We start from the raw sequence: 25,453 nt of genomic DNA, 5'->3' as shown, positions 1-25,453 counted from the left end.
TGTCCCGGTGCTGTCTCGGGGGATCGTGCTCAGTGGTCGTTACCAGTTGAACGAACGTGTCGCCACCGGTGGCATGGGCGATGTCTGGTGGGGCACGGATGTCCTGCTCAGACGCAAGGTCGCGGTCAAGGTGCTGCTACCCGCACTCGTCTCGGACGCGGAGTTCATCACCCGGTTCCGTACCGAGGCACGGATGATGGCCGCGCTGCGTCACCCCGGCATCGTGCAGATCTACGACTACGGCGAGGACGCGGTCGTCGACGGCCGCCGGGTGGACTACCTCGTGATGGAGTACATCGAGGGCGTACCGCTGTCGACGTGGATCCGGGAGACCGCCGAACTCGACATCGCACAGGCCATGTCGATCGTGACGCAGGCCGCGCAGGCGTTGCACGTCGCGCACACCGCCGGCATCGTGCACCGGGACGTCAAGCCGAGCAACCTGCTGGTCCAGCCGGACGGAAGTGTTGTCCTCGTCGACTTCGGCGTGGCCCGGTCGGCGAACCTGACCAGCATCACCGCCACCAACATGGTCCTCGGGTCGGCGCACTACATGGCCCCCGAGCAGGCGGCGGGTCGACCGGTCTCGGCGGCGACCGACATCTACGCCCTCGGGGCGGTCGCGTACTGCTGCCTCACCGGCCGGCCGCCGTTCACCGGCGACAACCCGATCGAGGTGGTGACCCGGCACCTGCAGGAGGAGCCGCCCGCGCTGCCGGAGGAGATCCCGGCGGCGGTGGCCGCGCTGGTGAGCCGGGCACTGGCGAAGGCGCCCGCCGACCGGTTCCCGACCGCCGCCGCCTTCGCCGACGCCGCCCGCGCCACCCAGGGCACCGCGCCGCTGTCCCTGCCGATCGGCGCTGCCGACAACTCGACCACCGTCCCGTCGGCCCCTCCGGCGGACCCGCCCCCGCCCTCGGCCCCGGTCGCAATGCCCGCCGCCGGTGGCAACCGGCGACGCAACCTCCTGCTCGGCGGTGTCGCGGCGGCGGTCGTGATCGGGCTGGTCAGCCTGGTCGCCCTGCTCCCCTCTTCGCCCGAGGAGAATCCGGCACCGACCCAGCCGGTGGCGAATGTGCCGGTCGAGGCATCGGCCGCCGGTGCCGACCCGGCCCCGCCGGTCGAGGCCACCGCACCGGCGACCGGCGGGGCGAGCCGGCCGGCGGTGACACCCGGCAGAGCGACCGCACCGGCGACAGCGCCCCCGACCACCGGGCCGACCATGCCCGCGAGCCCGAAACCGTCCACGAAGACCACCCAGGCCCCGGCCGCCGGCAACCCGCACACCCCGGTCGAGGTCTGCGGCAGCGGATACCAGGTTGTCGACTCGGCGACGCTGACCGGCACGGACGGGACCCAGTACGGCAAGGTGTACCTGCTCTACCACAACGGCAACGGTTACAACTGCACGGTGACCATGAAGACCACCTCGGTCGGCACCGGGTCGGCGGTGTCGGCGTACCTGGAGGTGCAGGGCCGACCCCGCAGCACCGACAGCGGCTCCTTCGCGTACTACGCGGGGCCGGTACGCGCGCAGGCCGCCGGCACCTGCGTCAAGTGGGGCGGGTCGGCCGGCGGGGCGAGCTACAACAGCCCCTTCGAGCACTGCTCCTGAGTCGACGGTGGTGTCGCGGAGGATTCAGGCCAACCGGGACACGTACACGGTGTTGGTCGCCGGGCGTCCCTGCAACGGGTTGGGGAAGCTCACCACGTGCGCCTGCGTCGCGGCGAACACCTCGCCGAGTACGGCGGTGAAGTCGTCGTCGGGTGGATCGTTGGACCAGAGTCCGAACACCCCGCCCGGGCGCAGCCGGTCGGCAAGTCGGCGCAGGCCGGCGGCGGTGTAGAAGGCGGCGTTGCGCGGGTGCAGGACCTGACGCGGGGAATGGTCGACGTCGAGCAGTACGGCGTCGAACCGCCGGCCGGGCGCCCCGGTGTCGAAGCCGGACCCGCTCGCGGCCATGGCGAAGAAGTCCCCGTGCACCAGCCGGGTACGCGGATCCGAGGTCAGCTCGGCCGCGTACGGCAGGAGGTGGTCCCGGTGCCACCCGATGACCTCGCCGAGCGCCTCCACCACCGTCAGCGAACGCACCCGTGGGTCTTCGAGGACCGCCCGCGCGGTGTAGCCGAGCCCGAGTCCGCCGACGACCACGTCGAGGTCGCCACCGGAGAGTTCGGCCAGGCCGAGCCGGGCGAGTTCGACCTCGGCCACGGTGAACAGGCTGGACATGAGGAACTCGTCGTCGAGCTTGACCTCGTACACCTCGACCTGGAGTGACGGGTCGAACCGGCGCCGCAGGCTGATCGCGCCGATCTCCGTCTCGCGCCAGTCGAGTTCCTCGAAACGCGCACCCACCCGCAGCACTCTCCCTGTGGTCGACCGCTGCCGGCGGCCCGCGAAATCCCAGCTCACGGGGTCGGAACAGATTTCTGCACCCTACAGGGTGACCCGCGGATCCCGACCGGCCCCTCGTCGTCGCGGCGTGGTGCGACCGGCCAGGCCGTCCGACCCCGGTGGATCGTCACCGGGTGGGACGTTTCCCTGGCCGGTCGCCCGCGCGTACCGAGCCCCCCGACCGTGCGCGTCCCGCTATTCCGGTCGGCCTCGCGCCACCCCTTCGGCGAGCGTCACCACCGGATGGTGATCGAGCACCACGGCGGGAACAGCTTGCACTTGATGGTGATCGTGATCCTCGGCCTCTTCCGATTCGAGAACTCCACCGTGGGTGCCTCGGTGCCGGCCTTCACCGCGAGGTCACCGATGGTCGTCTTCTCGGTCAGGTCCCGTGCGGTGTAGAGCTCCTTGCCGTCTTCGGAGAAGACCACTGCCTGGTCCGGCGACACCGGGTCGGGAACCCCGGCCGCGTCGAGGATGTACTTGATCTCCCCTGCCCTGATGTCCCCCGCGCGTCCGTCGATCACCGCCTCGTCGACGCTGGCCACGCCCTTGGGGTCCACGGTGATCACCTCGGCGACGGCCTGCACCTCGGAGTCGAACGGGTACCACCCGAAGTGCCAGTCTCCGCCCCGGCAGTGGAACAGCCCGAACGTGGTGCCCTCGGGGACGTAGGTGACGGTGACGTTGCCCTTGTCGTCGGTGTTCTCGACCGCACAGTCGGTCGCCTTCGGTGGCCCGGGCTGGTTGTCCTCGGCGAATGCCGATCCCGGCGCCGACAGCAGCACCGCCACGGCTACGCCCAACGCGAGCAGTCGCGCTCTTCGGTTCCGTACCATTGTTTCCTCCCTCTGCTCGGGACCGGGCGGCGCCCGGTCGCTGCGACGACAATGGCCGCCGGGCCTGAGGCGGCGCTGACGTCGGCCCGAAACGCGGACGTCGTGGTGCACCGCCCGCGGGTGATCAGAAGTAGTTGTGGATCCGGTTCGTCTCGGCGGTCTCCCGCTGCACACCGGCATGGTCGTACACCCGGACCCCGGCGTAGATCTCGTCCTGGCCGATGTCCTCGTTGAGGGTGCTGCTGTTCATGCAGACCGCGGTGGAGAAGGACCCGCTCGACTCGGAATAGCTGGAGTACGGCCCGCCGAGGAGGTCGTCGGACCACTCGTCGTCGCCCCAGAGGCGGACATCGACCCGCATCCCGTCCGGGTAGTAACGGGTGGTGCCCTGCACCCTGAGCACGTAGTCGTAGTAACGGCCGTCGTCGGTCTGACACCCGGTGAAGATCGACAAGGTGGCGGTGGCCGCGAACGCGGGAGCCGCACCACCGGTGACGGTGGCGACGGCGAGCACCGCAGCCGTCACCACGACAGTCGACATCGTACGAAGAACCCTGGACTTGATCATGACCCTTGGTTGTCCCCTCGATCGAGAAACCGTCCGGCGTGGCACGCCGGACGTCGGGCGGGCCGGGGCTCGGCCCATCGCGGCAGCACCATGACCGCCTGCGGTGATGGCACCCTGGCAGGCCGTTCTGAGGCGGGGCTGACACGCGCTGAGGCGGGCTGACGTCGTACCGGAAGGGGGTGTCCGGTCCACGACGGACTCCCCGGCGGCCGGCGGCGGGTCGGTAGCGTGTGGGTCCGGCCCGGTTCTTGGGGGTGGCCACGATTCAGGTACGGCTTCTCGGACCGGTCGACGTGACCGTGGGCGGCGTTGTCCGGCCCGTGCCCGGCCTACGGCGCAAGGCCCTGCTCGCCGCCCTCGCCCTGCACGCCGGTCAGCCGGTGAGCAGCGACCGGCTCATCGACATCGTCTGGGACGGCAAACCCCCCTCGACCGCGTCGAACTCCCTGCAACGGCACGTGTCCTACCTGCGCGACGAACTCGGCGTACGGCAGGCGATCGCGGTGCGCCCCCACGGTTACCTGCTGGACCTGCCGGGAGAGGTCACCGACGTGCAGACCGCCGAGCGCCTCATCCGCGAGAGCGGTGACAACCGGGACCCGGCCGGTAACGCCTCCCGGCTGCGCGCGGCACTCGCCCTGTGGCGGGGCCGCCCGCTGGCCGACGTCACCGGTCTGACCTGGTTGGACGAGCAGGCCGACCGCCTGGCGCGGATCGAACTGGTGGCGATCCGGGACATGGTCGACGTACGCCTGGCGCTGGGTGAGCACGCGCTGCTCGTACCGGAGTTGGAGCGGCTGACGCGGCAGCATCCGTACCACGAGCAGCTCCACCACCGGTTGATGCTGGCCCTCTACCGCAGCGGGCGCCAGGCCGAGGCACTGGCGGCCTACCAGCGGTTGCGCGCCACGCTCGCCGAGGACCTGGGGGTCGACCCGAGCCGGGCGCTGCGGGACCTGGAAGCCGCGATCCTGCGGCAGGACGCCGACCTCGACCCGCCGGTGACGACAGTGGTGCCGGGTCCCGCCCCGGTCGCCGTTCCGGTGCCGGCACAGCTTCCGGTGCCCGTACGGGGCTTCGCCGGGCGCCACCACGAGCTGGCACGGCTCGACGGGCTGCTCACAACGGCGGCGTCACCACCGGCTTCCCCCGGAGCGACCGGATCGGCCACGACGGTCATCGCCGTGGTCTCCGGTACCCCGGGGGTCGGTAAGACCGCCTTCGCCGTGCACTGGGCGCACCGGGTGGCCGACCGGTTTCCCGACGGACAGTTGTACGTCAACCTGCGCGGATTCGAGGCCGACGGTGCCTCGCTGCCCCCGGCGACCGCGATCCGCGGCTTCCTGGACGCGTTGGGGGTGCCGGCGCGGCGGATCCCCGCCGACCTGGCCGCCCAGGCCGCGCTCTACCGCAGCGTGCTGGCCGGCAGGCGGGTCCTGGTGCTGCTCGACAACGCACGCGACGTCGAGCAGGTCCGTCCGCTGCTGCCCGCCGCACCCGGCTGTCTGGTGCTGGTGACCAGCCGTGACGAGCTCACCCCACTGATCGCGAGCGAGGGCGCCGAGGCGCTGATCCTCGACCTGCTGACCGCCGAGGAAGCGCGGGACCTGCTGGTCCGGCGGGTCGGCGCGGACCGGGTCGCCGCCGAGCCGGGCACGGTCGACGACATCATCACCCGGTCGGCCCGGCTCCCGCTCGCGCTGGCCATCGTCGCCGCGCGGGCCGCCATCCGGCCCGCCTTCCCACTCGCCGCGCTCGCCGCCGAGCTGCACCGGGCCGCGGACGGCCCGGACCCCGACCTGGACCCGTTCGACGGTGGCGACCCGGCGACCGACATCAGAACCGTCTTCTCCTGGTCCTACCGGACCCTCAGCGTCGGGGCGGCCCGGCTGTTCCGGCTGCTCGGTCTGCATCCCGGACCGGACATCGCCGAGCCTGCCGTGGCCAGCCTCACCGGGCTCCCGCCGGCGCGCGTCCGGCCGCTGCTGGCCGAGCTGACCCGTACGCACCTGCTGGCCGAACACGCACCCGGCCGGTACGCCTGCCACGACCTGCTCCGCGCGTACGCGGGGGAACTGGCGGGGACCCGCGACGGTGCGCCCGAGCGCGTCGACACCCAGCGCCGGATGTTCGACCACTACCTGCACACCGGCGACACCACCGCCCGGCTGCTGGATCCGCACCGGGATCCGATCATCCGTTCCGTACCGCACCCCGGCACCACCCCGGAACCGTTCACCGAGTACGCACCGGCGCTCGCCTGGTACGCCGCCGAGAAGCCGGTCCTGCTCGCCATGGTCGAGCAGGCGGCCCGTACCGGCTTCGACGGGCACAGTTGGCGGCTGGCGTGGATCCTGTTCGACTACTTCGACATCCACGGTTACTGGCACGAGCTGATCGGGGTCCAGCGGATCGCGATGGCTGCCGCCCGGCGGCTCGCCGACGAGTCCGGTCAGGCCCACGCCCACTGGGGCCTTGCCCGCGCCCACGCGAAACTGGGCCGGTCCGGCCCGGCCCTCACCCACTTCCGGCACGCCCTGGAGCTGTTCGAGCGGACCGGCGACCTGACCGGCCAGGCCCACACCCACCTCAACCTCGCCTGGGCGATGGACCGGCAGGGCCGCTACGCGGAGGCGCTTCCGCACGCGCGGCAGGCGAGTGCGCTCTATCGGGCCACCGGCAACCGGGCGGGGCAGGCCGACGGGCTCAACGCCATCGGGTGGTACCTGACCCATCTCGGCGACCACCGGCAGGCGCTCGACTGCTGCCGACGGTCGCTCGCCCTGCACGAGGAGACCGGTGACCGGCGCGGCGTCACCCAGGCGTGGGACAGTCTCGGCCACGTCTACACCAGACTCGGCGACTTCGACCGGGCAACCGACTGCTACCACCGGGCCCTGGACCTGGTCCGGCAGCTCAGCATCCGCTACGACGAGACGATCGTGCTGACCCATCTCGGCGACGCCCGGCACGCCGCCGGTGACCTCGCCGGAACCCGTCTCGCCTGGCAGCGGGCGCTGACGATCCTCGACCAGCTCGGCCACCACGACGCCGAGACGATCCGTACCAAACTGCACCACGTCGGCCGGTGACCGCCGCCGGCGCCCCGATGGTGGCGGCCGGGGCGGCCCCTCAGCCGCCCCCGCCCGCTCGGCTGCGGCCGACCAGGTCGCGGGCGGCGTCGGGCCACTCGGGGTGCTCGAACGTGAAGCCCGCGTCGAGCAGCCGCGTCGGGACGGCACGTCGGCTCTTCAGCAGCAGCTCGGTGTCGGTACGCAGCACGTACGCGCCGAGTTCGGCCATCCACCGGGTGGCGGGCAGCCCCACCCGTACGCCCGTGGCGTGTCGGAGGCCGGCCATGAACGCGCGGTACGGCAGCGGGTTGGGTGAGGCCAGGTTGACCGGCCCCGCGACCTCGTCGTGGGTCAGGAGGAACTCGACCGCCCGCACGAAGTCCCGGTCGTGGATCCAGGACATGTACTGCCGGCCGCCGGCGACCGGGCCGCCGAGGCCCAGGCGGGTCATCCGCCACAGCATGTCGAACGCTCCGCCCCGGCCGGGCGCCATCACGATGCTCGTACGCAGCGCGACCCTGCGGGTGTCCGGGGTCGGCGCGTCGAGCTGTGCACCTTCCCACCGCCGTGCGATGTCGACGCTGAAGGCCCAGTACGCCGGTACGTCGTTCTCCGTACCGCCGATGACACCCGTTTCCTCGTCGTTGGCCCGGTCGTAGGTGTGTGCGTAGATGGTGGCGGTGCTCATCTGCAGCCACACTCTCGGCGGCTCGGCCGACCGGGCGATCGCCGTACCGACGATGGCGGCGGAGTCGACCCTCGACGCCATCATCTCCCGCAGGTTCGGTTCGGTGTACCGGCAGCTCACGCTCCGCCCGGCGAGGTTGATCACCGCGTCGGCCCCGTCGACCTCGGCGGTCCACGCCCCCGCGGTCCGTCCGTCCCAGGACACCGTGCGCGCTCCGGGCACTCGCGTGTCCCCGCGCCGACTGAGGACGACCACCTGGTGCCCCGCGGCGCCGAGGGCGCCGGCGAGCAGGAGTCCCAGATGCCCGGTGCCGCCCGGAATGACGATCTTCATCGTGCCCCCGCTTCCGACCCGTCCGTACGCGTCGATCACCGCCAGCCGCACACGACAGCGCCGCCACGGTGTCTCCTGCAGTATCCGACCCGATCCACACCGGGCGACGCCCCGCACCGGCCGGCAACGCGGTGAGGGTGGTCACCCGGCCCACCCTCCGGTGGGTTGGTGCACGCGGCCCGGACCTGCCCTACGATTCGGATCATGGCGTTGCTGCACCGGGCGGAACTGCACCCCACGAAGCTCGAACTCCTGGCCGCATGGCTGCCGGACCGCCGGTGGTACGAGGGGTCGACGGATGACGACGTCGTACGGGTGGCGGCGTACCGGTTCGACGATCCGGCGGGTGCGGTCGGGATCGAGACGATGCTGGTGAGCACCGGCGACTCGGCGGTACACCAGGTTCCGCTCACGTACCGCGACGCGCCACTGGACGGCGGCGAGCGGTGGCTGGTCGGTACCACCGAGCACTCGGTCCTCGGCCGGCGCTGGGTGTACGACGCGTGCGGTGATCCGGTCTACGTCGCGGCGCTGGCGCACGCCATCTTCACCGGCGGCGGTCAGGCGGACGAGTTCTTCGAGGTCGACGGCCGGCTCGAACGGCGCGACCCCAGCGCGGTCGTCGTCGGCAGCGGCACACCCGGCGCCGAGGTCCCCGTCGCGGACGGGCCGTCCCTGGTGGTGACGGACGAGGACTACGCCACGGTCATCACAACCGACCGGGTGCAGTTGACCGTCGTGCGTCGCCTCGACGGCGGAGACCGGCCGATCGGCGCCACCCTCACCGGTGTCTGGGACGGTCAGTCGACCCCACTGCCGCTGGCGCACGCCGTCACCCGCTGACGCCCCTCGCCCGTACGGGCACTCACCACGCACCCGGTGTCGAATCGGCCCGGATACGCGTGGGGCTCACCGATCGACGGCCACCCGGGTCCGACCCTTGACCGGCACATACGTTGATCGATACCGTCAATGGATCTTGCCGCTGGCGCAGCGGAACGCGGGATGCCGCACCACCCCGACCGCCCCCGGACGGAGGTTGACCACGGTCGGTCCCGCGCCCCGAGTCCGTACCGTGCTCCGGAAGGGACAACGTTATGTGGTTCACCAAGAGCGGTCGTGGTGTCTGGCGGGGGGCGGTGTCGGCCTCGGCCGCCGCCTGTCTCGCCGTGACCGGGTTCGCCGCCCCGGCATCAGCATCGTCCGGTACGGCACCCGCCGGATCGCCGCCGTCCGGTCAGGTCACCCAACTGCCGAGCGGTAACACCACCTACCGCACACTGGACGACTACGAGCGGGACATGCAGACGCTGGTCCGCGAGCACCCGAAGCTGGTCAAGCCGCTGACCCTGCCGTACCCGACCTCCACCGGCCGGCTCGTCCGCGGCATCGAGATCTCCCGCGACGTCCGGGCCAACGACGGAAAGCCGGTCTTCGTCACCGTCGGGATGCACCACGGCAACGAGTGGCCCAGCGGCGAACTCGTCATGGAGTACGCGACCGACCTGGTGCAGCGCGCCGCCCGCGGCGACCGGTACGTCTCCTCGCTGCTCAACCGCGCCCGGCTCGTGGTGGTCCCGATCGTCAACGTGGACGGCTTCACCCGCAACCGCCGGCAGACCGACACGAACGTCGACATGAACCGCAACTACGGCTTCGGGTGGCTGCCGATCTCCACCGGGGGCGCGGCACCGTGGTCCGAACCGGAGACCAGGAACATCGAGTGGCTGCTGTCCACCCGGCAGGCGACCACGTTCGTCACCCAGCACACCTGCATCCAGGTGGTGCTCTACCCGCCGCTGCAACTCGAGGTGGGCCCGACCCAGGACGTGGCCCGCTTCGAGGACCTGGCGACCAGGATGGCCCGGCGCTACGGCCCGAACTACATCCCCCGGGACTCCGCGCACGACTACGAGACCACCGGCGAGGCGATCGACTGGGCCTACTTCGCCACCCGGGGGCTGGCGTTCACCGCCGAGACCTGCCCGGACAGCGGCGTGGAACGTACCTTCCAGACCCAGGTCGTGGACGCGTACGCCGAGCACCGGCTCGCCATGTTCGAGGCGTTGGAGGCAACGGCCGACCCGGACCAGCACGCGGTGATCGAGGGCAGGGCGCCCAAGGGAGCGGTACTGCGGATCGCGAAGTCGTTCAACATGTACACCCAGCCGTACCCCCAGTCGGACGGAACGACCCGACCGACCGCGTTCGGTACGACGCTGACCTCCGACCTGAACGTCAGCAGGTCGAACGGCAAATTCAGTTGGGCGGTCAATCCGTCCTACCGGCCGGTGCCGCCGTACCAGGCGAACGGGGTGCAACCCAACCAGACCGGGTTCTACCGCGAGCCGTGGATCCTGACCTGCGAGCGTCCGGACGGCACCGTGCTGCAACGTACGGCGGTGAACGTCAACCTGGGGCAGAAGGTGAAGGTCGACCTCAGGCAGTGCGAGCGTAACTTCCGCAAGAAGTCGCACTGACCCACGCCTCGGCCGGGGGCGGGCGGGTCGATTCGCCCCCGGTCGGGGATCGGTCCGGTCAGGGGATCAACATCTCCGTCCGGTACTCGGCCGCCAGCCTGCCGGCGCGTTCCCCGCGCTCGTTCCGCTGCGCCTCGTCGAGCTTCGGCGCCGGTGTCGTCGGGCCGTCCACCCGGTCGCCGACCCGCAGGAAGAACTCGTCCTGCCCCGCCGGGGTGCACATGCAGAGCATGCGCACGGGCTCGTCCGAGGAGTTGCGGAAGAAGTGCGGGGCGTTCGCCGGGATGTTGACGGTCTCTCCGGCCCGCGCGACGATCCGCTCACCCCGGAAGGTGAACTCCACCGCGCCGTCGAGGACGGTGAACATCTCCTCGAAGTCGTGCCGGTGCGGAGGTGGGCCGCCACCGGGAGGCACCCGCATGTCGATCAGGCAGTACCGTCCGGCGGTCTGCTCGCCCGCGACGAGGATCGTGTAGGTGCCGCCCGCGACCGCGACGTGCGGCAGGGCGGGATCGTCGGGCCGGGCGTGCACCAGGGCACGAGCGGGGTCGTCGGGTGGGATCACCGAATCCGCCATGCCCTGCCTCCATCCCGCCGGACATCCATCGTTGATGGAGATCACCGAAGCCCGGCGCCTGTTTCCTCTTTACCCCCGGCACGGGATCGAAACGCGCATCCTCTTCACCCCGGCGCGGGTCGAGACGCGGGCCGGGGGGACGACTTGCCGGCCGCTGGCTTCTTCGGCCCGGCAACGGGTAGACGAGCAGGGAGCAGCTTGTGGGAACAACCGGTACCTGGGTGGGATAGCGGACGAACCGGAGGAGTTGTCGATGCTGGTCCTGACCGATAACGCGGTGATGGCGATCCGAGACCTGACCGCGCAGGAGGGCGTACCGCAGACCGGTGGGCTCCGGATCAGCCACGATCCGTCGGACGACTCCCTGCTGGTCGCCATCACCGAGCAGCCGGACCAGGGCGATCAGGTTGTCGACAACCTGGGGGCGCGACTCTTCCTGGATCCGCAGGCGGCGCAACTGCTCGCCGACAAGGCCCTCGACGTCCACGTCGACGATCAGGACACGGTGCAGTTCGCGTTCACGAACCGGCAGACGGACGGCGCGGTCTGGCCGTCGGACCCGGACCTCGCCTCCTGATCGTCACCGGCCGGTTGCCGGCCCCGGCCCGATCACCTGCCGCCGGAACGACTCCAGGACGGCGGTCCAACCGGCCTCGTCGTCGAACCGCGCCCGGTCCGCCGCCTGCCCCGGCTGCCAACCGCCGTGCTCCAGCCGCACCACGCTGCCCGACCGGTCCGGGGTGAAGCGAACCTCGAGCAGCGTGGCATCGCCCGTACGCTGCCCGAGGTTCCAGTGGACCGCGATCCGCGACCCCGGCTCCCACACCGCGACCGTGCCCCAGTCGTACTCGCCGCCGGTGCGGTTGCGCTCGTAGACCCGCCCACCGGCGCCCGGTTCGACCACCACGGCCGCGAGGTCCGCGCCACTGGCGGTGAAGTCGGCCGGCCACCACCCGCCGATGCCGGCCGTGAAGACCTCGAACGCGTACGCCGGATCGCCCGGCAGGACCAGTTCCCGGACGACCGGCCGGAGCGGCGGGTCCTCGTCTGCGCCGATGCCCATCGGCCCCTCCTCGGTCGGTCTGCGGTGGGTTCTCGCAGGCCAGACTAGTCAGCGGGTCGGACGAAGGACTTCGTCAGGCGTTGCGGCGGTTGCCGGTGACGTTGCTGCGCGGCAGTCGGCCGGCGCGGGAGTGTCCCGTGAGGGTGTCCCCGGAGACGGTGACGTCGAAGTCGAGGTTGAGGTGGATGGGTCTGGTGATGGACTGGTGCCAGGTGACGCGCCGCCCCTCGGCCGTCGTCTCCTGGTTGATGTCGGTCAGCGGCACGGTCTCGCCCCTGCCCTCGGCCACGCCGCGCAGTCCCCCCGCCGTGTCGGTGAAGGTGTAGACGACGGCGAGCGAGCCGATCGGGGTTCTCAGTTTCAGGTCCCAGATCCCGACGATCGAGTCCACGGGGCTTCCTTCCGGTTGGTTCGGGTGCATGATCATCGACGGGGGCTCAGACGGCGACCGGTTGCCGGCCGGTGTTCCGCCAGACGGTGCCGCGCCGGTCGTACTCGAAGTAGGTCTCGACGGCGTGGGCGATCCTCGGCCCGTACTCGCGTTCGAGGATGTGCAGTCCGAGGTCCAAGCCCGAGGTCACTCCCCCGGCGCTGACCAGATCGCCGTCGTCGACGACGCGGGCCGGTACGGCGTGTACCCCGGTCGCCGCCAGCACCTCCATGCCCTGCACGTGGGTCACGGCGTGACGTGCCGTGATCAGGCCGGCCATGGCCAGGGCGAGGGAACCACCGCAGACGGTCGCCACCGTCACCTCCGGGTTGCGCAACGCGTCGCGCATCAGGGTCACGGCCTCGGTCTCGCCGAACCGGGCGAGCAGCACCGGGATCGTCTCGATCCCCTCGTCGGGGTCGCCGACGGTCGGTCCGCTGGCACCCGGCACCAGGACGTAACCGGGCCTGGCCGGGTCGAGGCGGGAGGTCGCCTGCAGCACCAGGCCCCGCGTACCGCTGCGGACCGGGCGCGGCCCCTGCGCCGAGACGAGTTCCACGAGCAGTTCACCCTCCACCGCGTCGCTGCCGGCGCAGAGCACCTCGAACGGCGCGATCACGTCCAGCGGGTCGAAGCCGTCGAACAGAACAATCTGGACGTGCATGGGGGTTCTCCTCGGCTGGTTCGTCCGGTACGGGTTCGTACCCGTTCCATGTTCGGCAACCAGGATCGACAACTCCACTGGCACGAATGCCAACGTTCGACTGAATCTTGCCAAGCGGTTGGACCATGGGAAAGACGTGACCGAGGCGGTGTCGCGCGTACCGGTGGGCGCTAGGATTTTGCCGTGCACACCGTGGTGGTCCTCGCCCTGCCGGACACCATCGCGTTCGACCTGACCACCCCGATCGAGGTCTTCGGTCGGGTACGACTGCCGGATAGTCGAGCCGGCTACCGGGTGCTGGTCTGCGGCAGCGAACCCGTCGTCACCGCCGGACCGCTGCGACTCGCCACCGACCACGGCCTCGACGCACTGGCCCGCGCCGACACGATCGTCATTCCCGGCCGCAACGACCCGACCGCACCGACCCCCGCCGCCGTCACCGACGCGCTGCGCGACGCGGCTGCCGCCGGCACCCGGATCGCGTCCATCTGCGTCGGCGCCTTCACCCTCGCCGCGGCGGGACTGCTCGACGGCCGGCGCGCCACCACCCACTGGGCGGCAACCGACCGGTTCCGGGCCGCCTTCCCCGCCGTCGACCTCGACCCCGACGTGCTCTACGTCGACGCCGGCCAGATCGTCACCTCCGCCGGGGCGACCGCCGGGATCGACATGTGCCTGCACCTGATCGGCCGGGACTACGGGGCCGCGGTCGCCGCCGACGCCTCCCGGCTGACCGTCGCACCGCTGCACCGCGACGGTGGGCAGGCGCAGTTCATCGTGCGGAACACCCCCGGCCAGACCGCACCGGGACTCGCGCACCTCCTCGAATGGATCGAGGAGAACGCCCACCGCGACCTCAACCTCGACGACCTGGCCAACCGCGCGACCATGAGCATCCGCACGCTCAACCGCCGGTTCCACGAGGAAACCGGCCGCACCCCGATGCAGTGGCTCACCAACGTACGGATCCGCCGGGCTCAGGAACTCCTCGAAACAACCGACCACGGTATCGACCGCATCGCCCACCAGGTCGGGTTCACCTCACCGACGAACTTCCGCGCCCAGTTCAAACGCGTCAGCGGCGTCGCCCCCCGGGCGTACCGCAGCACCTTCCGGCACGGCGGACCCTGACCCCGCCGACGGCCCGGTCGCCGTCATGTCGGCTTTCCGGAATTGCCTTGCCCGCCGGACCGGACGGCAGGAGTCTGGAGCCGTCCACGGCACGGCCGCCACCACGACGTTCCGGGCCACCGCGCAACCGGCTGGAAGCTGTGTGCCCGACGATGGCAGACCCACGACCCCGTGCCTGCCAACTCGTCGTCGCCGCCGCCGGATACGGCAAGACGACCATGCTGCGCCGATGGTTCCGGCCCGCGTCGACGGTCTGGCTGCACGGCACCGACATCGACACCCTGATCGCCGGTGACCTGGAGAAGGTGACCGACGCGGGCGACAACCTGCGGGTGGTCGTCGACGACCTGCCACGCCTCGAACCGGCAACCGCCGACCGGTTGCTCGCGATCGTCGGCGGGCTACCGGACGGGATCACCGTCGCCCTGACGTCCCGGTGGCCGCTCGGCACCGCCACGTCCCGGTGGCGTGGCCGGGGACGGCTCGCCGAGGTCGGCCCGTCCGATCTCGCGCTCACCACCGACCAGGTCGTCGACCTGCTCACCGCCGAGTACGGGCTGCCGGACCCCGACCTGGCCGACCGGATCCACGAACTGACCGGCGGCTGGCCGGCGCTGGTCCACCTCGCCGCCGAGACGCTCGGCCCGACCGGTTCGCCGGCCGGCCCGCTGCTACCGGTGATCACCGCACCGGACGGCCCCCTGGCGACGTACGTGACGACCGAGGTCCTGGGGCCGTTGCCGGCGGAGGTCAACCGGCTCGTCCGTGACGTCGCCACGCTCGCCCCGGTGAGCGCCGGGCTGTGCGCGGCACTCGGCCACCGGCGGGCGGCCACGGCCCTGCACCTGCTCACCGGCACCGGTCTGCTGGTCCCCGACCCGGACGGGCCCACACCCGGCGACCGGCTCGTCCCGGTGATCGCGGAGATCGCACGACGCACCGGCCGGCGCGGCGCCACCCGGCGGATCACCACCGTCGCCGCCGCGTGGTACGGCGAGCACGGTCCACCGTTGGCCGCCGCCCGCGCGTACCTGCGGGCCACCGATCACGAACGGTGCGTACGGGTACTGGAGGAACACGGCGACTCCGTACTCGCCGCCGGGCGGCCGACCGAGGTCGCCGCGATCGTCGAGGCACTGCCGGAGGAGCGGCGTACCAGGCGGTTGCGGCTCCTGCTCGGCGACGCGTTCCGTACCGCCGGTGACCTGCCCGCCGCGGCGAGAACGTACGACACGGTCGCGGCCGGAGAACCCGCCGGCGACGCCGGACTCGCCTGGCGGATGGGCCGGGTCCACTACCAACGGGGCAACCCCCTCGACGCGCTGAAGGTCTTCGCCCAGGGCAACGAGGTGCCCGCCGACGCCGACACCGCGATCCTGCTCGCCTGGACCGCCCACGCGCACCTGCTCGCCGGAGACTGCGCCACCGCGACCGGGTACGCCCAACGCGCCGTACGGCACGCCGCCGACGCCGGACACGACGGGGCACTGGCCACCGCCCACGTGAGCGTGGCCCTCTGCCTCGGCGCGGCCGGGGACCGGGCCCGCAGCGAGGAGCAGTACGCGCGGGCGCTGCCGATCGCCGAACGTACCGGCGACGTCGTGCTGGTCACCCGCATCCTGATCAACCAGTCGTACCACCTGATCTGCGCGTCCCGGTACGCCGAGGCCCTGGTCCTCGCCCGGCGGGCGGACCGGTTCGCCGCCGCGGCCGGGTACCCGAACCTGCGCAACATCGCCTCGTGCAACGAAGCCGACGCGCTGTCCATCCTCGGCCGCTACGACGAGGCGGTCCGCCGGTACGGCCAGGTCCTCGCCCGGTACGAGCGGATGGGTTCGCGCCGCTCCGGGGCGGCCCTGCTCGGCCTCGGCGAGGTGTACCGCCGACGCGGCTGGCGGGAGCAGGCCCGCGCGGCGTACGAGGAGGCGGTCCGGGTCGGTGAGGCCGCCGGGAATGCCAACATCCTGGTGCCCGCCCTCGCCGGCCTGGCCCTCGTGATCCTGCACGAGGACCTCGACACGGCCGCCCGGTACGCCGAGCGGGCCGCCCGGGAAGCCGCCGCCGAGATCTCGGTGCCGGCGCTGCTGGCCCGGGGCTGGATCGCCGTACGCCGGGCGGACCGGACCGGTGCGGGAACACTGGCGACGGAGGCGGCGACGATCGCCCGCGCGCAACGGGACCGGGGCGGTCTCGCCGACGCCCTCGAACTGCGCGCCGCGAGCGAGCCGGTGCCGGTCCGCGCCCGCTCTGCCCTGCGCGAGGCGTACGCGATCTGGACCGACACCGGAGCGGTGCTGGAGGCGGCCAGGATCCGGGTGATCCTCGGCGGCCTGCCCGACGCCACCACCGACGACCGGCTGGACGCCCTGATCGCCGTCGAGGAACTCACCGCCGCGGACGCCGTGCCGGACCACCGGGCACCCGTACCGGGTGCCGCCGACAACGGATCCGGCACCGGCACGGAGGTGTCGATCCGGTTGCTCGGCCGGTTCGAGGTCCAACTCGGCGACCGGGTCGTCCCCGCCTCCCAGTGGCAGTCACGCAAGGCCCGTGACCTGCTCCGGATCGTCGCGACCCGACGCGGCCGACCGGTGTCGCGCGGGGTGCTCTGCGAACTGCTCTGGCCCGACGACAACGCCGACCGTACCGGGCACCGGCTCTCCGTCCTGCTGTCGATCGTGCGCGGTGTGCTGGACCCGGACCGGGCCCACCCGGCCGATCACTTCCTCGTCGCCGACCAGGCCAGCGTCGCGTTGGACGTCACCCGGCTGCGGGTCGACGTGGAGGAGTTCTTCGCCCACGTCGTACACGGGCGCCGGCTGCTCGACCGTGGCGCCGCCGCCGAGGCCCGGACCGTACTCGCCAGCGCGGAACGGGAGTACCGGGCCGACGTCTTCGAGGACGAGCCGTACGCCGACTGGTCGGCACCGCTGCGCGAGGAGGTACGGGCGGCGTACCTGAACATGCTGCGGATGCTGGCGCGGGCCAGCCGGGCGGCGGGCGATCCGGAGACGGCGGTCGCCTGCCTGCTCCGGCTGCTGGAGAAGGATCCCTACGACGAGCCGGCGCACCGGGCACTGGTACGGACCCTGGTCGCCGGCGGCCAGCACGGGGAGGCCCGACGGGCCCTGCACCGGTACGCCGAGGCGATGCGCGCGATCGGCGTACGGCCACCGGACGAGTCGATCCTCGCCCCGGCCGGGGTTGGTGCCCGGACCCGTTGAACCGCCCGACGGTTCAGTGGAAACTGCCGGCGAGGATGCCGTACACGACGGTTTCGTCATCCGTACCGTCGGTTGTCGCGACGCCCGTACCGTCGGCCGGACGCGGACCGGGTCGTACGCCGGTCGCCGCCGCGGCCCGGATCGGTGCGGCGAGGGCGGCGCGGACCCCTCCCCCGGCGCCCGACGGCCGCAGGACCAGCGCGTCGAGGTAGGCGTGCGGCCCACCGCCGGCGCGACCACCGACGCCGTAGATCCGGGCGTCCGCGGTGTCCGCCACGGTGACGCTCCTCGGCCACCCCGCGCCGTCCGGCGACACCGCCGCCACGCGCCGCATGGTCCCGGTCTGGGCACGGCAAATGGCGTACGCGGTGACCTCGGTCGGTGGCCCGTCGCTGGTGACACCGACCGCCACCTTGGTCAGGCCGGGATCGGGCACCACCTCGGCGACGGCAACGTGGTCCGGGTCGCCGGTGACCCGGAACCCGGTCCCCCACACCTTCGTTCCCGGCCCGCAGGTTGCCGTCGCGGTGTACTCCCCGACCGCGGTGCCCACCGCCCGGCGCAGCGCAGATCCGGACGCCTCGCAGATCGCCTGCCCGACCACCGACCACGGACCCCGCTGCCCCGTACGCGCGACCGCCCGGACGGTCACCGTCGTCAGTCCCACGTCCGGTACCACGGCGGTGACCACGACCTGCCCGGTACCGCCGGCGGACCCGCCGACACCGCCACCGGCGGAGAACACGAGCGTCGCGCCCGGACACCGCACCGTCACCTCCTTCTCCGGGGACTCGTCGTGCAGGCTGGCCGCCGCGACGAGGACCGGTGCGTGTGGTCCGTCGGCGCGTGCGGGCCCCGTACCGGCGACGAGGCTCGCCGCGACCAGCGCGACGGCGACGCTCCCGTGGCCGACCGTCCGGCCTGTACCTGCGCGCATGTGCTGCTCCCTCCGAGGTCCCCGTCCTCGGTGGGACGGGGTTGTCCCCAGCGTGGTCCGGCCGGTCACGGTGGCGTCATGGTCCGGTCACGGCCGGCGGCACCCGGACCGACGGCGCCGGGCCGGTAGCCGGGGTGTTCGCGTCCGGTCCGTGCCATGATCGGGTACGGGGTGCCACGCTCGGCTACCCGGCGGGGAACCTTCGCGCCAGCGCCCGCCGGCCCGACGGAGGATCATGGCCCGGCAGAGGGGCCGCGACGGTACGGGAGGCGAAGATGGCTGTTCGGGTCGCGGTGCTCGACGACTACCAGAATGTGGCGCGGGAGTTCGGTGGCTGGGACCGGCTCGGGCACCGGGTCGAGGTGACCGTCTTCACCGACCACGTCGACGACGTCGAGGTTCTCGTCCGGCGGCTCGCGGACGCCGAGGTCGTGGTGGCGATGCGGGAGCGGACCGCGTTCCCCGCAGCCGTACTCGACCGGCTGCCCCGACTGCGGCTGCTGGTCACGACCGGGATGTCCAACGTCGCCATCGACCTGTCGGCGGCGACGCGGCGCGGGGTCGTCGTCACCGGCACCCGCGGGGTCGCCACCGGCACCGCCGAACTCACCTGGGGACTCATCCTGGCCCTGGTACGCCGGATCCCCACCGAGTCCCAACGGGTACGCGACGGCGGCTGGCAGAGCACGGTCGGCGGAGACCTGGCGGGTCACACCCTCGGGGTGGTCGGGCTGGGTCGGATGGGTGCCCAGGTGGCCGCCGTCGGCCGGGCGTTCGGGATGCGGGTCGTGGCCTGGAGCGAGAACCTGCGCGCCGAGCACGCGGCGGAGCTGGGCGTACAGGCGGTGTCCAAGGAGGAGTTGCTGACCGGGTCGGACATCGTGACCGTGCACCTCCAGCTCGGCGACCGGACCCGTGGCCTGCTCGGCGAGGCCGAGCTGCGTTCGATGCGCCGGGACGCGTACCTGGTGAACACCTCGCGGGGACCGATCATCGACGAGGCCGCCCTGCTCACCGCGTTGCACGAGGGCTGGATCGCCGGCGCCGGCCTGGACGTGTTCGACGTCGAACCGCTGCCGGTCGACCACCCGCTGCGGACGGCGCCGAACACCGTACTGACGCCGCACCTCGGTTACGTCACGCGCGAGACCTACCGGGTCTTCTTCGGCGACGCGGTGGAGGACATCGAGGCGTTCCTGGCCGGACAGCCGGTCCGGGTGCTCTGATCCCGTCCCTGCTCCGGGGGCCCCGTCGGTGTCCCGCTTGCCCGGTCGGGGTCAGGGTCGCATCCGGGTGTCCAGCCAGGCGAACGCCGCGTCCTGCATCTCCGGCGTGCAGATGTGGCCCACCCCCGGCCAGATCGTGGTCCGCAGCCGGTCCTCGGCCCGCTGCGACCGCCAGACCGCGCGCATCTTCGTGTACGCGCCGAGGGTGCCCGCCGGGGTGAACAGCGGATCGAGTTCGCCGTTGAGGAAGAACGCCGGTCGGGGGGCGGCGATGCTCGCCACGTCGGGGATGTCGAGGTGCTCGTACAGGCCGGGGTGCGACATGAAGTACGCGGACTGGCCCCGGAGGGTGTTGTTCCCGACCACCATCATCTCCTTGAGGGTGGTCATCCAGCAGACCGAGACCGTCGCCGACACGTACGGCGAGAGCGCAGCCGTCTGCCAGGCGCGCCAACCGCCCATCGAGAAGCCCACCGTGGCGATCCGGGTACGGTCGATCTCGGGCAGGCTGCGCAGCAGTGCCACCGCGCGTACGTCCTCCCGGGCCACCAGCCCGGCGAGTGACGAGCCGAGGTTGAAGAAGTTGCTGGCCAGCGCCTGCTGTGCCTCGTACGTGAGACCGGACCGGTCGCCCCAGCCGAGGGCGTCGACGGCCAGGACCGCGTAGCCCCGTTCGACCAGCTCGTTGCCGAGGAACCGGCCACCGAAGTACCTGTCCGACCAGGCCTGCGCCGAGGCGAGCCGGGTGTCGTCGTACCAGGGGCGGACCAGCTTCTCCTTGCCGATGTCGAACTTCGACCCGTGGTCGTGCAAAAGCAGGACTCCGGGAAACGGACCCCGCCCGTTCGGCACCAGCATCGTCGCGCGGACCCGACTGTGGCGGGTCACGTTGAACAGCAGGGTCCGCTGGCGGTACCCGTCGGCGGGCTGCTCGTCGACGATCTCCGGCCGGAACGGGGTGTCGTCCGGCCGCTGCCGCAGCAGTTCCTCGACCTTTGCCGCCGCGACCCGTTGCCACGTTCGGAAGTCGCGGATCCGCGAGGTGCCCCAGGCAAGGGGGTACGACAGTTCGGCCTTGAGCTGCTCGAAGAAGACCGGCAGGTTGCCCTCGACGATGCCGGCCGATTCGACCGGTGGTATCGGTACGGCGGCCGGTGCCAGCGTCGGCGCGGCCGGACCCGCCGATGCCGGCGCGGGCAACTGCGACTGCATCAGAGCCAGTACGGGCAGGGACGCCAGGGCACGCCTCTTCATCGATGTCCCTCTCTGCAGAGTGCCGCCATGCTAGGCCCGCAGAGTCGACCCGGTCAACCTCAAACCCCCTGGGGGAAGCCCTTTCCTACCGTCGCGGTATCGCTCGCGTCACCACTCCTAGAGCGTCCTAGGACAATCGCCGTGCGGCGGCTGTGGCTCAGGCGGCGACGGCGTGCGACCGCTCGTCGGCGTGGGCGATCCGGGTGAGTTCGCGCCAGAGCAGGACCACGAAGACCGCCGAGCCGACGAAGGCGAACCAGAACGGCGCGGTCACTCCGTAGTGGGTGGCCAGGGTGCCGCCGACGGCCGAGCCGACGACCAGGCCACCGAAGACGCTGATGGTGTTGATGCTGTTCACGCGTCCCTGCAGGTGGGTGGGGACGGCTCGCTGCCGGACGGTCATCGACGTGGTGCTCCAGACGAACGCGTGGGCGCCGAAGATGAAGAAGATCAGCGAGGCCAGCCACGCCGAGGTGGTGAGGGCCAGGGCGAGGTGGGTGAAGGTCTCGATGATCAGTCCGGCCCGCATCACGTTGCCCAGGCTCACCCGCCGGGTGATCCACCCGTACAGGGCCGTACCGAGCAGGCCGCCGACCGCCGAGACCGTGGTGAGCAGGCCGAACCCGACGGCGCCCAGGTCGAGGCGCTGCGCGGCGTAGAGCACCAGCACCGACCAGGCCGCACCGAAGGTGACGTTGAAGATCAAAATCGTCAGACACAGCGTACGGACCGCCGGGTGACGTACGGTCCACCGGAAACCCTCGGCCATGTCCCGCCAGACACCCGTTCGCGCCTGCGCCGCTTCCCGCTCCCGAACGGGCAGCACGACCCTCGACACCAGCAGCACACCGGCGGCCGCCAGGACCGCCTCGGTCACGAACGGCCACGCAGCCCCGGCCGCGAACAGGGCCGCGCCGATCGGCGGACCGGCGAGTTGGTCGAGCGTGATGAACCCGGTCTGCATCCGGGCGTTGGCGATCGCGAGGTCGTCGCGGTGTACCAGCATCGGCGTCAGCGTCGCCGTCGTGTTGTCGGCGAAGACCTCGGCGGTGGCGAGCAGCCCCAGGGCCACCAGCACCCCGACCACCGACACCCGGTCCGTGACCAGCGCGACAATCAGGACAGCCAGCGCCAGGACCCGGACCGCGTTCGCGGCGATCACGATCCGCCGCCGGTCGAGGCGATCGGACAGCACACCGGCGTACAGGCCGAACACCAACGGGGGCGCCCACCGGAGCAGGGCCGCCAGTGACACCAGGAACGGGTTGTCGGTCAGCGACGCCACCAGCAGCGGTCCGGCGGCGACCGCCACGCCGTCACCGAGATTCGTCGCCCACGACGAGGCGAGCAACCAGCGGTAGCCCGTACCCAACCGCGCCGGTGCGACCGTCTCGATCATTGTGTTCACAAGGTGAGGACCCTACGTCCGCGCCCGCCGGATGGCATGCCGATATTCCCGGTCCGGCAGCGCCCGGTGTTGTACGGGCCGTCGGGGTACGTGAGGATCGTGTGGTCGGCCGGGTCCCCCGGCGCGCCCCGGACGACAGAGGAGTCTTCGATGACCGCGACCACCCGTCCCGGTTTCCACCTGGCGATTCCGGTTGACGACCTGGAGCGCGTACGCGGCTTCTACGGCGGTGTGCTCGCGCTGGACGAGGGCCGCTCGACGGACCACTGGGTCGACTGGAACTTCTACGGCCACCAGTTGGTCACCCACGTCGTGCCGGTGGTCGACCGGGTCGACGCCGGACGCAACCCGGTCGACGGGCACGAGGTCCCGGTCCCGCACTTCGGTCTGATCCTGTCCATCGAGGACTTCCACGAACTGGCCGGCCGGATCCGGGACGCCGGCGTGGGTTTTGTGATCGAGCCCTACCTGCGGTTCGCGGGCGAGCCGGGCGAGCAGTGGACGATGTTCGTCCGCGACCCGGCCGGCAACGCGCTGGAGTTCAAGGCGTTCCGCGACGAGAGCCAGGTGTTCGCGAAGTAGCGGAGGGCCCTCCCGCCGCCGAAGGTCAGGCGCGCTGGTCGCCGATGACCGACAGCAACTGCAGTTTCCGGTAGCTCTCGGTGCCGGGAGCGGCGGTGTAGACCACCAGGAGCTGGGACTGGTCGGGGTCGACCAGCGTCTGGCAGTGCAGCTCGATGAAGCCGAGCTGCGGGTGCTGGATGCGCTTGGGCGCGCAGTACGGTCCCGCCACCGGATGCTCCCGCCACAGCTCGGCGAACTCCGGGCTGACCGGGAGGAGCGCGTCGACGATCTCGGCCGCCCGTGAGCCCCTGCCGTCACGGGTGTACGCACCATGCAGGTTCGCCACCATGAGCCGGCTATGTACCGAATGATCCTCTTCGGGGTGGATCGACCGCGATGAGAGGTCGGTGAACCAGCGGTAGTGCTTGCTGCGTGCCAGACCCGTATAGGTGCTCTCGTCGCCGAGCAGGGCGACGGACAGACGGGTCTGTCGCAGCGTCTCCCCCAGGTGACTGACCACCTGGGCGGCGGCGTCCTCGAGACCGTCGAAGATGCGCATCATGCCGGGGTTGATGTGCTCCGCGCGTACGGTCCGTTGCGGGGTGGCGTAGCCGGCAAGCTGGAAGAGGTGGTCGCGTTCCTCCAGCGAGAGGCGCAGTCCGCGGGCCAGGGAGGCGAGCATCTGCTCGGACGGATGCGGACCGCGCTGCTGCTCCAACCGGCTGTAGTAGTCGATCGACATGTCGGAGAGCACGGCCACCTCCTCGCGCCGCAGCCCGCCGGTACGTCGGCGCTGCCCGCGCGGCATTCCCACGTCCTCGGGCTGGAGCGCCTCCCTGCGCGTACGGAGGAAGTCGGCGAGTCTGGCTCGATCCACGGTCCTGTCCTCTCGTCGCGTCCGGGCGTCGTGTTGCACAACAATTCACAGCAAACCGGTGTTCCGTTCCCAGGTTCACACCACCCGCCGATCGGATCCAGGTACTGCCGATACACGGATAGGGAGCACATGGTCGCGACCGGGCTGCGGTGCCACGGTCGGTTCATGGACACAGCCACCTTCCCCGAAATCACCCACTGGATCGGCGGCGCGGCCGTCACCGGATCCGCCGGGACCATCCCGGTGGTGAACCCGGCCACCGGCAGGATCGTCGCCGAGGTACCGGCCGGCACCGCCGCCGACGTCGACCGGGCCGTCGCCGCCGCGCGGGCCGCCTTCCCGAGCTGGTCCGCGACCGCCCCCGCCCAGCGGGCCGCCGTGGTGCGACGAGTTGCCGACGGTCTGAAGGCCCGCGTCGAGGAGATCGCCGCCGCGATCACCGCCGAGATGGGCTCACCGATCACCATGTCCCGCACCGCCCAGGTCGGCTTCCCGGTCGCGGTCGTGGAGTCCGTCACCGCGCTCGCCGGGGACTTCGACTGGACCGAACAGGTCGGGAACTCCCTGATCGTCCGCGAGCCGATCGGCGTCGTCGGGGCGATCACGCCCTGGAACTTCCCGCTCCAGCAGATCGCCTCGAAGCTGGCGCCCGCACTGGTGGCGGGCAACACCATGGTCTTCAAGCCGTCCGAGGTCGCACCGCTGACGGCACGGATCCTCGCCGAGGTCACCGTCGAGGCGGGCCTGCCGGCGGGAGTCTTCAACGTCGTCTACGGCACCGGCCCCGTGGTCGGCGAGGCGATCTCGGCCCACCCGGACATCGACATGGTGTCGTTCACCGGCTCCACCCGGGCCGGCCGGCGGATCACCGCGGTCGCGTCGGAGACGGTCAAGCGGGTCGCGCTCGAACTCGGTGGAAAGGGCGCCAACATCATCCTCGACGACGCCGACCTGGAGCAGGCGGTCGGCAAGGGCCTGATGATGGCCTTCTCCAACGGTGGCCAGGTCTGCGGCGCGTGGCCACGGATGCTCGTACCGGCGTCCCGGCACGACGAGATCGTCGAACTGGCGGTCGCCGCCGCCGCGCAGTACACGGTCGGGGACCCGCTGGACGAGGCGACCCGGATCGGCCCGATGTCCTCCGAGGCGCACCGGCGGAAGGTCGACGGCTACATCGAGCGTGGGATCGCCGACGGCGCGACCCTGGTGTTCGGCGGTCCGGGCCGGCCCGAGGGCCTGACCGAGGGCGCGTACGTCCGACCGACGATCTTCGCGAACGTCGACCCGGACTCGGCCATCGCCCAGGAGGAGATCTTCGGCCCGGTGCTCACGATCATCCCGTACCCGGACGAGGACCGGGCCGTCGAGATCGCCAACAGCACGGTGTACGGCCTCACCTCCGGCGTGTTCGGCGAGAGCGAACACGCCCTGGCGATCGCCAAGCGGCTGCGTACGGGCCAGGTCGACATCAACGGCGCCCAGTGGAACCCGCTCGCGCCGTTCGGGGGTTACAAGCAGTCCGGCAACGGCCGGGAGTTCGGCCGGCAGGGTCTCGAGGAGTTCCTGGAGACCAAGTCGATCCAGCGCTGATCTTCCGCCGGGGAGCCACCACGCCACGGGTGCGGTGGCTCCCCGGCGCGTCGAGGTTGGACGATCTTGCGAAGTTCGGTAACGCGGCCGTTTCCTCGATAGAGATCATTTGGAACCTGGGCTCCATAGTG

22 protein-coding genes are annotated in these 25,453 nt (G+C 71.6%); 10 read left to right on the top strand and 12 right to left on the bottom strand.

The genetic code is table 11. The annotated features are described in order from the left end of the window. Positions 1 to 7: 7 nt before the first annotated feature. Positions 8 to 1,615 (top strand): serine/threonine-protein kinase, encoded by a 1,608-nt coding sequence (locus OIE47_RS28690; protein WP_326557629.1) that lies wholly within the window; start codon positions 8 to 10, stop codon positions 1,613 to 1,615. A gap of 24 nt (positions 1,616 to 1,639) precedes the next feature. Here OIE47_RS28690 and OIE47_RS28685 read toward each other — a convergent pair whose 3' ends face one another. The 3 genes from OIE47_RS28685 to OIE47_RS28675 form a co-directional block, all read right to left on the bottom strand. Then, on the bottom strand, positions 1,640 to 2,356 hold the full coding sequence (locus OIE47_RS28685) for a spermidine synthase (protein WP_326557628.1): 717 nt from the start codon (positions 2,354 to 2,356) through the stop codon (positions 1,640 to 1,642). Between the two features lie 272 nt (positions 2,357 to 2,628). Then, positions 2,629 to 3,234 carry a hypothetical protein gene (locus tag OIE47_RS28680; RefSeq protein ID WP_326557627.1) on the bottom strand — a complete coding sequence of 202 codons (606 nt, stop codon included), beginning with the start codon at positions 3,232 to 3,234 and terminating at the stop codon, positions 2,629 to 2,631. A gap of 124 nt (positions 3,235 to 3,358) precedes the next feature. After that, positions 3,359 to 3,775 carry a hypothetical protein gene (locus OIE47_RS28675; RefSeq protein WP_326557626.1) on the bottom strand — a complete coding sequence of 139 codons (417 nt, stop codon included), beginning with the start codon at positions 3,773 to 3,775 and terminating at the stop codon, positions 3,359 to 3,361. Positions 3,776 to 4,056: 281 nt separating this feature from the next. Here OIE47_RS28675 and OIE47_RS28670 point away from each other — a divergent pair, with 281 nt between their 5' ends. Continuing rightward, positions 4,057 to 6,894 (top strand): AfsR/SARP family transcriptional regulator, encoded by a 2,838-nt coding sequence (locus OIE47_RS28670; RefSeq protein WP_326557625.1) that lies wholly within the window; start codon positions 4,057 to 4,059, stop codon positions 6,892 to 6,894. 40 nt (positions 6,895 to 6,934) lie between these two features. Here OIE47_RS28670 and OIE47_RS28665 read toward each other — a convergent pair whose 3' ends face one another. Then, the gene (locus OIE47_RS28665) at positions 6,935 to 7,897 is read right to left on the bottom strand and encodes an epimerase (protein WP_326557624.1); all 963 of its coding nucleotides are present in this window, start codon (positions 7,895 to 7,897) and stop codon (positions 6,935 to 6,937) included. Positions 7,898 to 8,101: 204 nt separating this feature from the next. Here OIE47_RS28665 and OIE47_RS28660 point away from each other — a divergent pair, with 204 nt between their 5' ends. Together OIE47_RS28660 and OIE47_RS28655 are read left to right on the top strand one after the other, a co-directional pair. After that, positions 8,102 to 8,740, top strand: coding sequence for a CG0192-related protein (locus OIE47_RS28660; RefSeq protein WP_326557623.1), 639 nt, complete (start codon positions 8,102 to 8,104; stop codon positions 8,738 to 8,740). A 254-nt stretch (positions 8,741 to 8,994) separates the two neighbouring features. Next, entirely contained in the window at positions 8,995 to 10,377 is a 1,383-nt protein-coding gene (locus OIE47_RS28655) for a M14 family zinc carboxypeptidase (protein ID WP_326557622.1), read from the top strand. 58 nt (positions 10,378 to 10,435) lie between these two features. Here the strand turns inward: OIE47_RS28655 and OIE47_RS28650 are convergent, their stop codons facing one another. Next, entirely contained in the window at positions 10,436 to 10,954 is a 519-nt protein-coding gene (locus tag OIE47_RS28650) for a cupin domain-containing protein (RefSeq protein ID WP_326557621.1), read from the bottom strand. 253 nt (positions 10,955 to 11,207) lie between these two features. Between OIE47_RS28650 and OIE47_RS28645 the strand changes: the two genes are divergently transcribed. Continuing rightward, positions 11,208 to 11,531 carry an adhesin gene (locus OIE47_RS28645; protein WP_326557620.1) on the top strand — a complete coding sequence of 108 codons (324 nt, stop codon included), beginning with the start codon at positions 11,208 to 11,210 and terminating at the stop codon, positions 11,529 to 11,531. Between the two features lie 3 nt (positions 11,532 to 11,534). Here the strand turns inward: OIE47_RS28645 and OIE47_RS28640 are convergent, their stop codons facing one another. From OIE47_RS28640 to OIE47_RS28630, 3 genes are all read right to left on the bottom strand, one after another. Then, complete coding sequence (locus OIE47_RS28640) at positions 11,535 to 12,017, bottom strand: SRPBCC domain-containing protein (RefSeq protein ID WP_326557619.1); 483 nt, start codon at positions 12,015 to 12,017, stop codon at positions 11,535 to 11,537. A 73-nt stretch (positions 12,018 to 12,090) separates the two neighbouring features. Further along, a complete protein-coding gene (locus tag OIE47_RS28635; protein ID WP_326557618.1) occupies positions 12,091 to 12,408 on the bottom strand; it encodes a hypothetical protein in 318 nt (105 codons plus the stop codon). Positions 12,409 to 12,454: 46 nt separating this feature from the next. After that, a complete protein-coding gene (locus tag OIE47_RS28630) occupies positions 12,455 to 13,111 on the bottom strand; it encodes a DJ-1/PfpI family protein (protein WP_326557617.1) in 657 nt (218 codons plus the stop codon). A 183-nt stretch (positions 13,112 to 13,294) separates the two neighbouring features. On the opposite strand from OIE47_RS28630, the gene OIE47_RS28625 reads away from it, so the two are divergent. Both OIE47_RS28625 and OIE47_RS28620 read left to right on the top strand, forming a co-directional pair. Continuing rightward, positions 13,295 to 14,242, top strand: a complete 948-nt coding sequence (locus OIE47_RS28625; protein WP_326557616.1) for a GlxA family transcriptional regulator — start codon at positions 13,295 to 13,297, stop codon at positions 14,240 to 14,242. A gap of 152 nt (positions 14,243 to 14,394) precedes the next feature. Next, positions 14,395 to 17,466 (top strand): BTAD domain-containing putative transcriptional regulator, encoded by a 3,072-nt coding sequence (locus OIE47_RS28620; protein ID WP_326557615.1) that lies wholly within the window; start codon positions 14,395 to 14,397, stop codon positions 17,464 to 17,466. A 13-nt stretch (positions 17,467 to 17,479) separates the two neighbouring features. On the opposite strand, the gene OIE47_RS28615 is transcribed toward OIE47_RS28620, so the two are convergent. Then, complete coding sequence (locus OIE47_RS28615; RefSeq protein WP_326557614.1) at positions 17,480 to 18,403, bottom strand: hypothetical protein; 924 nt, start codon at positions 18,401 to 18,403, stop codon at positions 17,480 to 17,482. Positions 18,404 to 18,678: 275 nt separating this feature from the next. Between OIE47_RS28615 and OIE47_RS28610 the strand changes: the two genes are divergently transcribed. Further along, positions 18,679 to 19,629 (top strand): D-2-hydroxyacid dehydrogenase family protein, encoded by a 951-nt coding sequence (locus OIE47_RS28610; protein WP_326557613.1) that lies wholly within the window; start codon positions 18,679 to 18,681, stop codon positions 19,627 to 19,629. Positions 19,630 to 19,680: 51 nt separating this feature from the next. On the opposite strand, the gene OIE47_RS28605 is transcribed toward OIE47_RS28610, so the two are convergent. Together OIE47_RS28605 and OIE47_RS28600 are read right to left on the bottom strand one after the other, a co-directional pair. Beyond that, positions 19,681 to 20,883, bottom strand: coding sequence for a dienelactone hydrolase family protein (locus OIE47_RS28605; protein ID WP_326557612.1), 1,203 nt, complete (start codon positions 20,881 to 20,883; stop codon positions 19,681 to 19,683). Between the two features lie 157 nt (positions 20,884 to 21,040). After that, positions 21,041 to 22,282: an MFS transporter gene (locus OIE47_RS28600; protein ID WP_442792000.1), complete on the bottom strand. Its 1,242-nt coding sequence runs from the start codon at positions 22,280 to 22,282 to the stop codon at positions 21,041 to 21,043. Between the two features lie 159 nt (positions 22,283 to 22,441). Between OIE47_RS28600 and OIE47_RS28595 the strand changes: the two genes are divergently transcribed. Continuing rightward, a complete protein-coding gene (locus OIE47_RS28595) occupies positions 22,442 to 22,873 on the top strand; it encodes a VOC family protein (protein WP_326557610.1) in 432 nt (143 codons plus the stop codon). 25 nt (positions 22,874 to 22,898) lie between these two features. Here the strand turns inward: OIE47_RS28595 and OIE47_RS28590 are convergent, their stop codons facing one another. Beyond that, on the bottom strand, positions 22,899 to 23,732 hold the full coding sequence (locus OIE47_RS28590) for a helix-turn-helix transcriptional regulator (RefSeq protein WP_326557609.1): 834 nt from the start codon (positions 23,730 to 23,732) through the stop codon (positions 22,899 to 22,901). A gap of 165 nt (positions 23,733 to 23,897) precedes the next feature. Between OIE47_RS28590 and OIE47_RS28585 the strand changes: the two genes are divergently transcribed. Then, entirely contained in the window at positions 23,898 to 25,322 is a 1,425-nt protein-coding gene (locus tag OIE47_RS28585) for an aldehyde dehydrogenase family protein (protein WP_326557608.1), read from the top strand. Positions 25,323 to 25,453 lie beyond the last annotated feature (131 nt).

The sequence above is a fragment of the Micromonospora sp. NBC_01796 genome (genome assembly GCF_035917455.1).
Taxonomy (GTDB): domain Bacteria; phylum Actinomycetota; class Actinomycetes; order Mycobacteriales; family Micromonosporaceae; genus Micromonospora_G.
The sequence above is the reverse complement of the archived record's forward strand: the minus strand, read 5'-3'. Positions and strand labels throughout refer to the sequence as shown.

Bases quoted from the DNA above. Each gene is read 5' to 3' on its own strand.
- OIE47_RS28665 (WP_326557624.1), bottom strand. From the start codon at position 7,897: ATGAAGATCGTCATTCCGGGCGGCACCGGGCATCTGGGACTCCTGCTC.
- OIE47_RS28605 (WP_326557612.1), bottom strand. From the start codon at position 20,883: ATGAAGAGGCGTGCCCTGGCGTCCCTGCCCGTACTGGCTCTGATGCAG.
- OIE47_RS28655 (WP_326557622.1), top strand. From the start codon at position 8,995: ATGTGGTTCACCAAGAGCGGTCGTGGTGTCTGGCGGGGGGCGGTGTCG.
- OIE47_RS28675 (WP_326557626.1), bottom strand. From the start codon at position 3,775: ATGTCGACTGTCGTGGTGACGGCTGCGGTGCTCGCCGTCGCCACCGTC.
- OIE47_RS28630 (WP_326557617.1), bottom strand. From the start codon at position 13,111: ATGCACGTCCAGATTGTTCTGTTCGACGGCTTCGACCCGCTGGACGTG.
- OIE47_RS28615 (WP_326557614.1), bottom strand. From the start codon at position 18,403: ATGCGCGCAGGTACAGGCCGGACGGTCGGCCACGGGAGCGTCGCCGTC.
- OIE47_RS28660 (WP_326557623.1), top strand. From the start codon at position 8,102: ATGGCGTTGCTGCACCGGGCGGAACTGCACCCCACGAAGCTCGAACTC.
- OIE47_RS28600 (WP_442792000.1), bottom strand. From the start codon at position 22,282: ATGATCGAGACGGTCGCACCGGCGCGGTTGGGTACGGGCTACCGCTGG.
- OIE47_RS28640 (WP_326557619.1), bottom strand. From the start codon at position 12,017: ATGGGCATCGGCGCAGACGAGGACCCGCCGCTCCGGCCGGTCGTCCGG.
- OIE47_RS28645 (WP_326557620.1), top strand. From the start codon at position 11,208: ATGCTGGTCCTGACCGATAACGCGGTGATGGCGATCCGAGACCTGACC.
- OIE47_RS28650 (WP_326557621.1), bottom strand. From the start codon at position 10,954: ATGGCGGATTCGGTGATCCCACCCGACGACCCCGCTCGTGCCCTGGTG.
- OIE47_RS28610 (WP_326557613.1), top strand. From the start codon at position 18,679: ATGGCTGTTCGGGTCGCGGTGCTCGACGACTACCAGAATGTGGCGCGG.
- OIE47_RS28620 (WP_326557615.1), top strand. From the start codon at position 14,395: ATGGCAGACCCACGACCCCGTGCCTGCCAACTCGTCGTCGCCGCCGCC.
- OIE47_RS28680 (WP_326557627.1), bottom strand. From the start codon at position 3,234: ATGGTACGGAACCGAAGAGCGCGACTGCTCGCGTTGGGCGTAGCCGTG.
- OIE47_RS28595 (WP_326557610.1), top strand. From the start codon at position 22,442: ATGACCGCGACCACCCGTCCCGGTTTCCACCTGGCGATTCCGGTTGAC.
- OIE47_RS28585 (WP_326557608.1), top strand. From the start codon at position 23,898: ATGGACACAGCCACCTTCCCCGAAATCACCCACTGGATCGGCGGCGCG.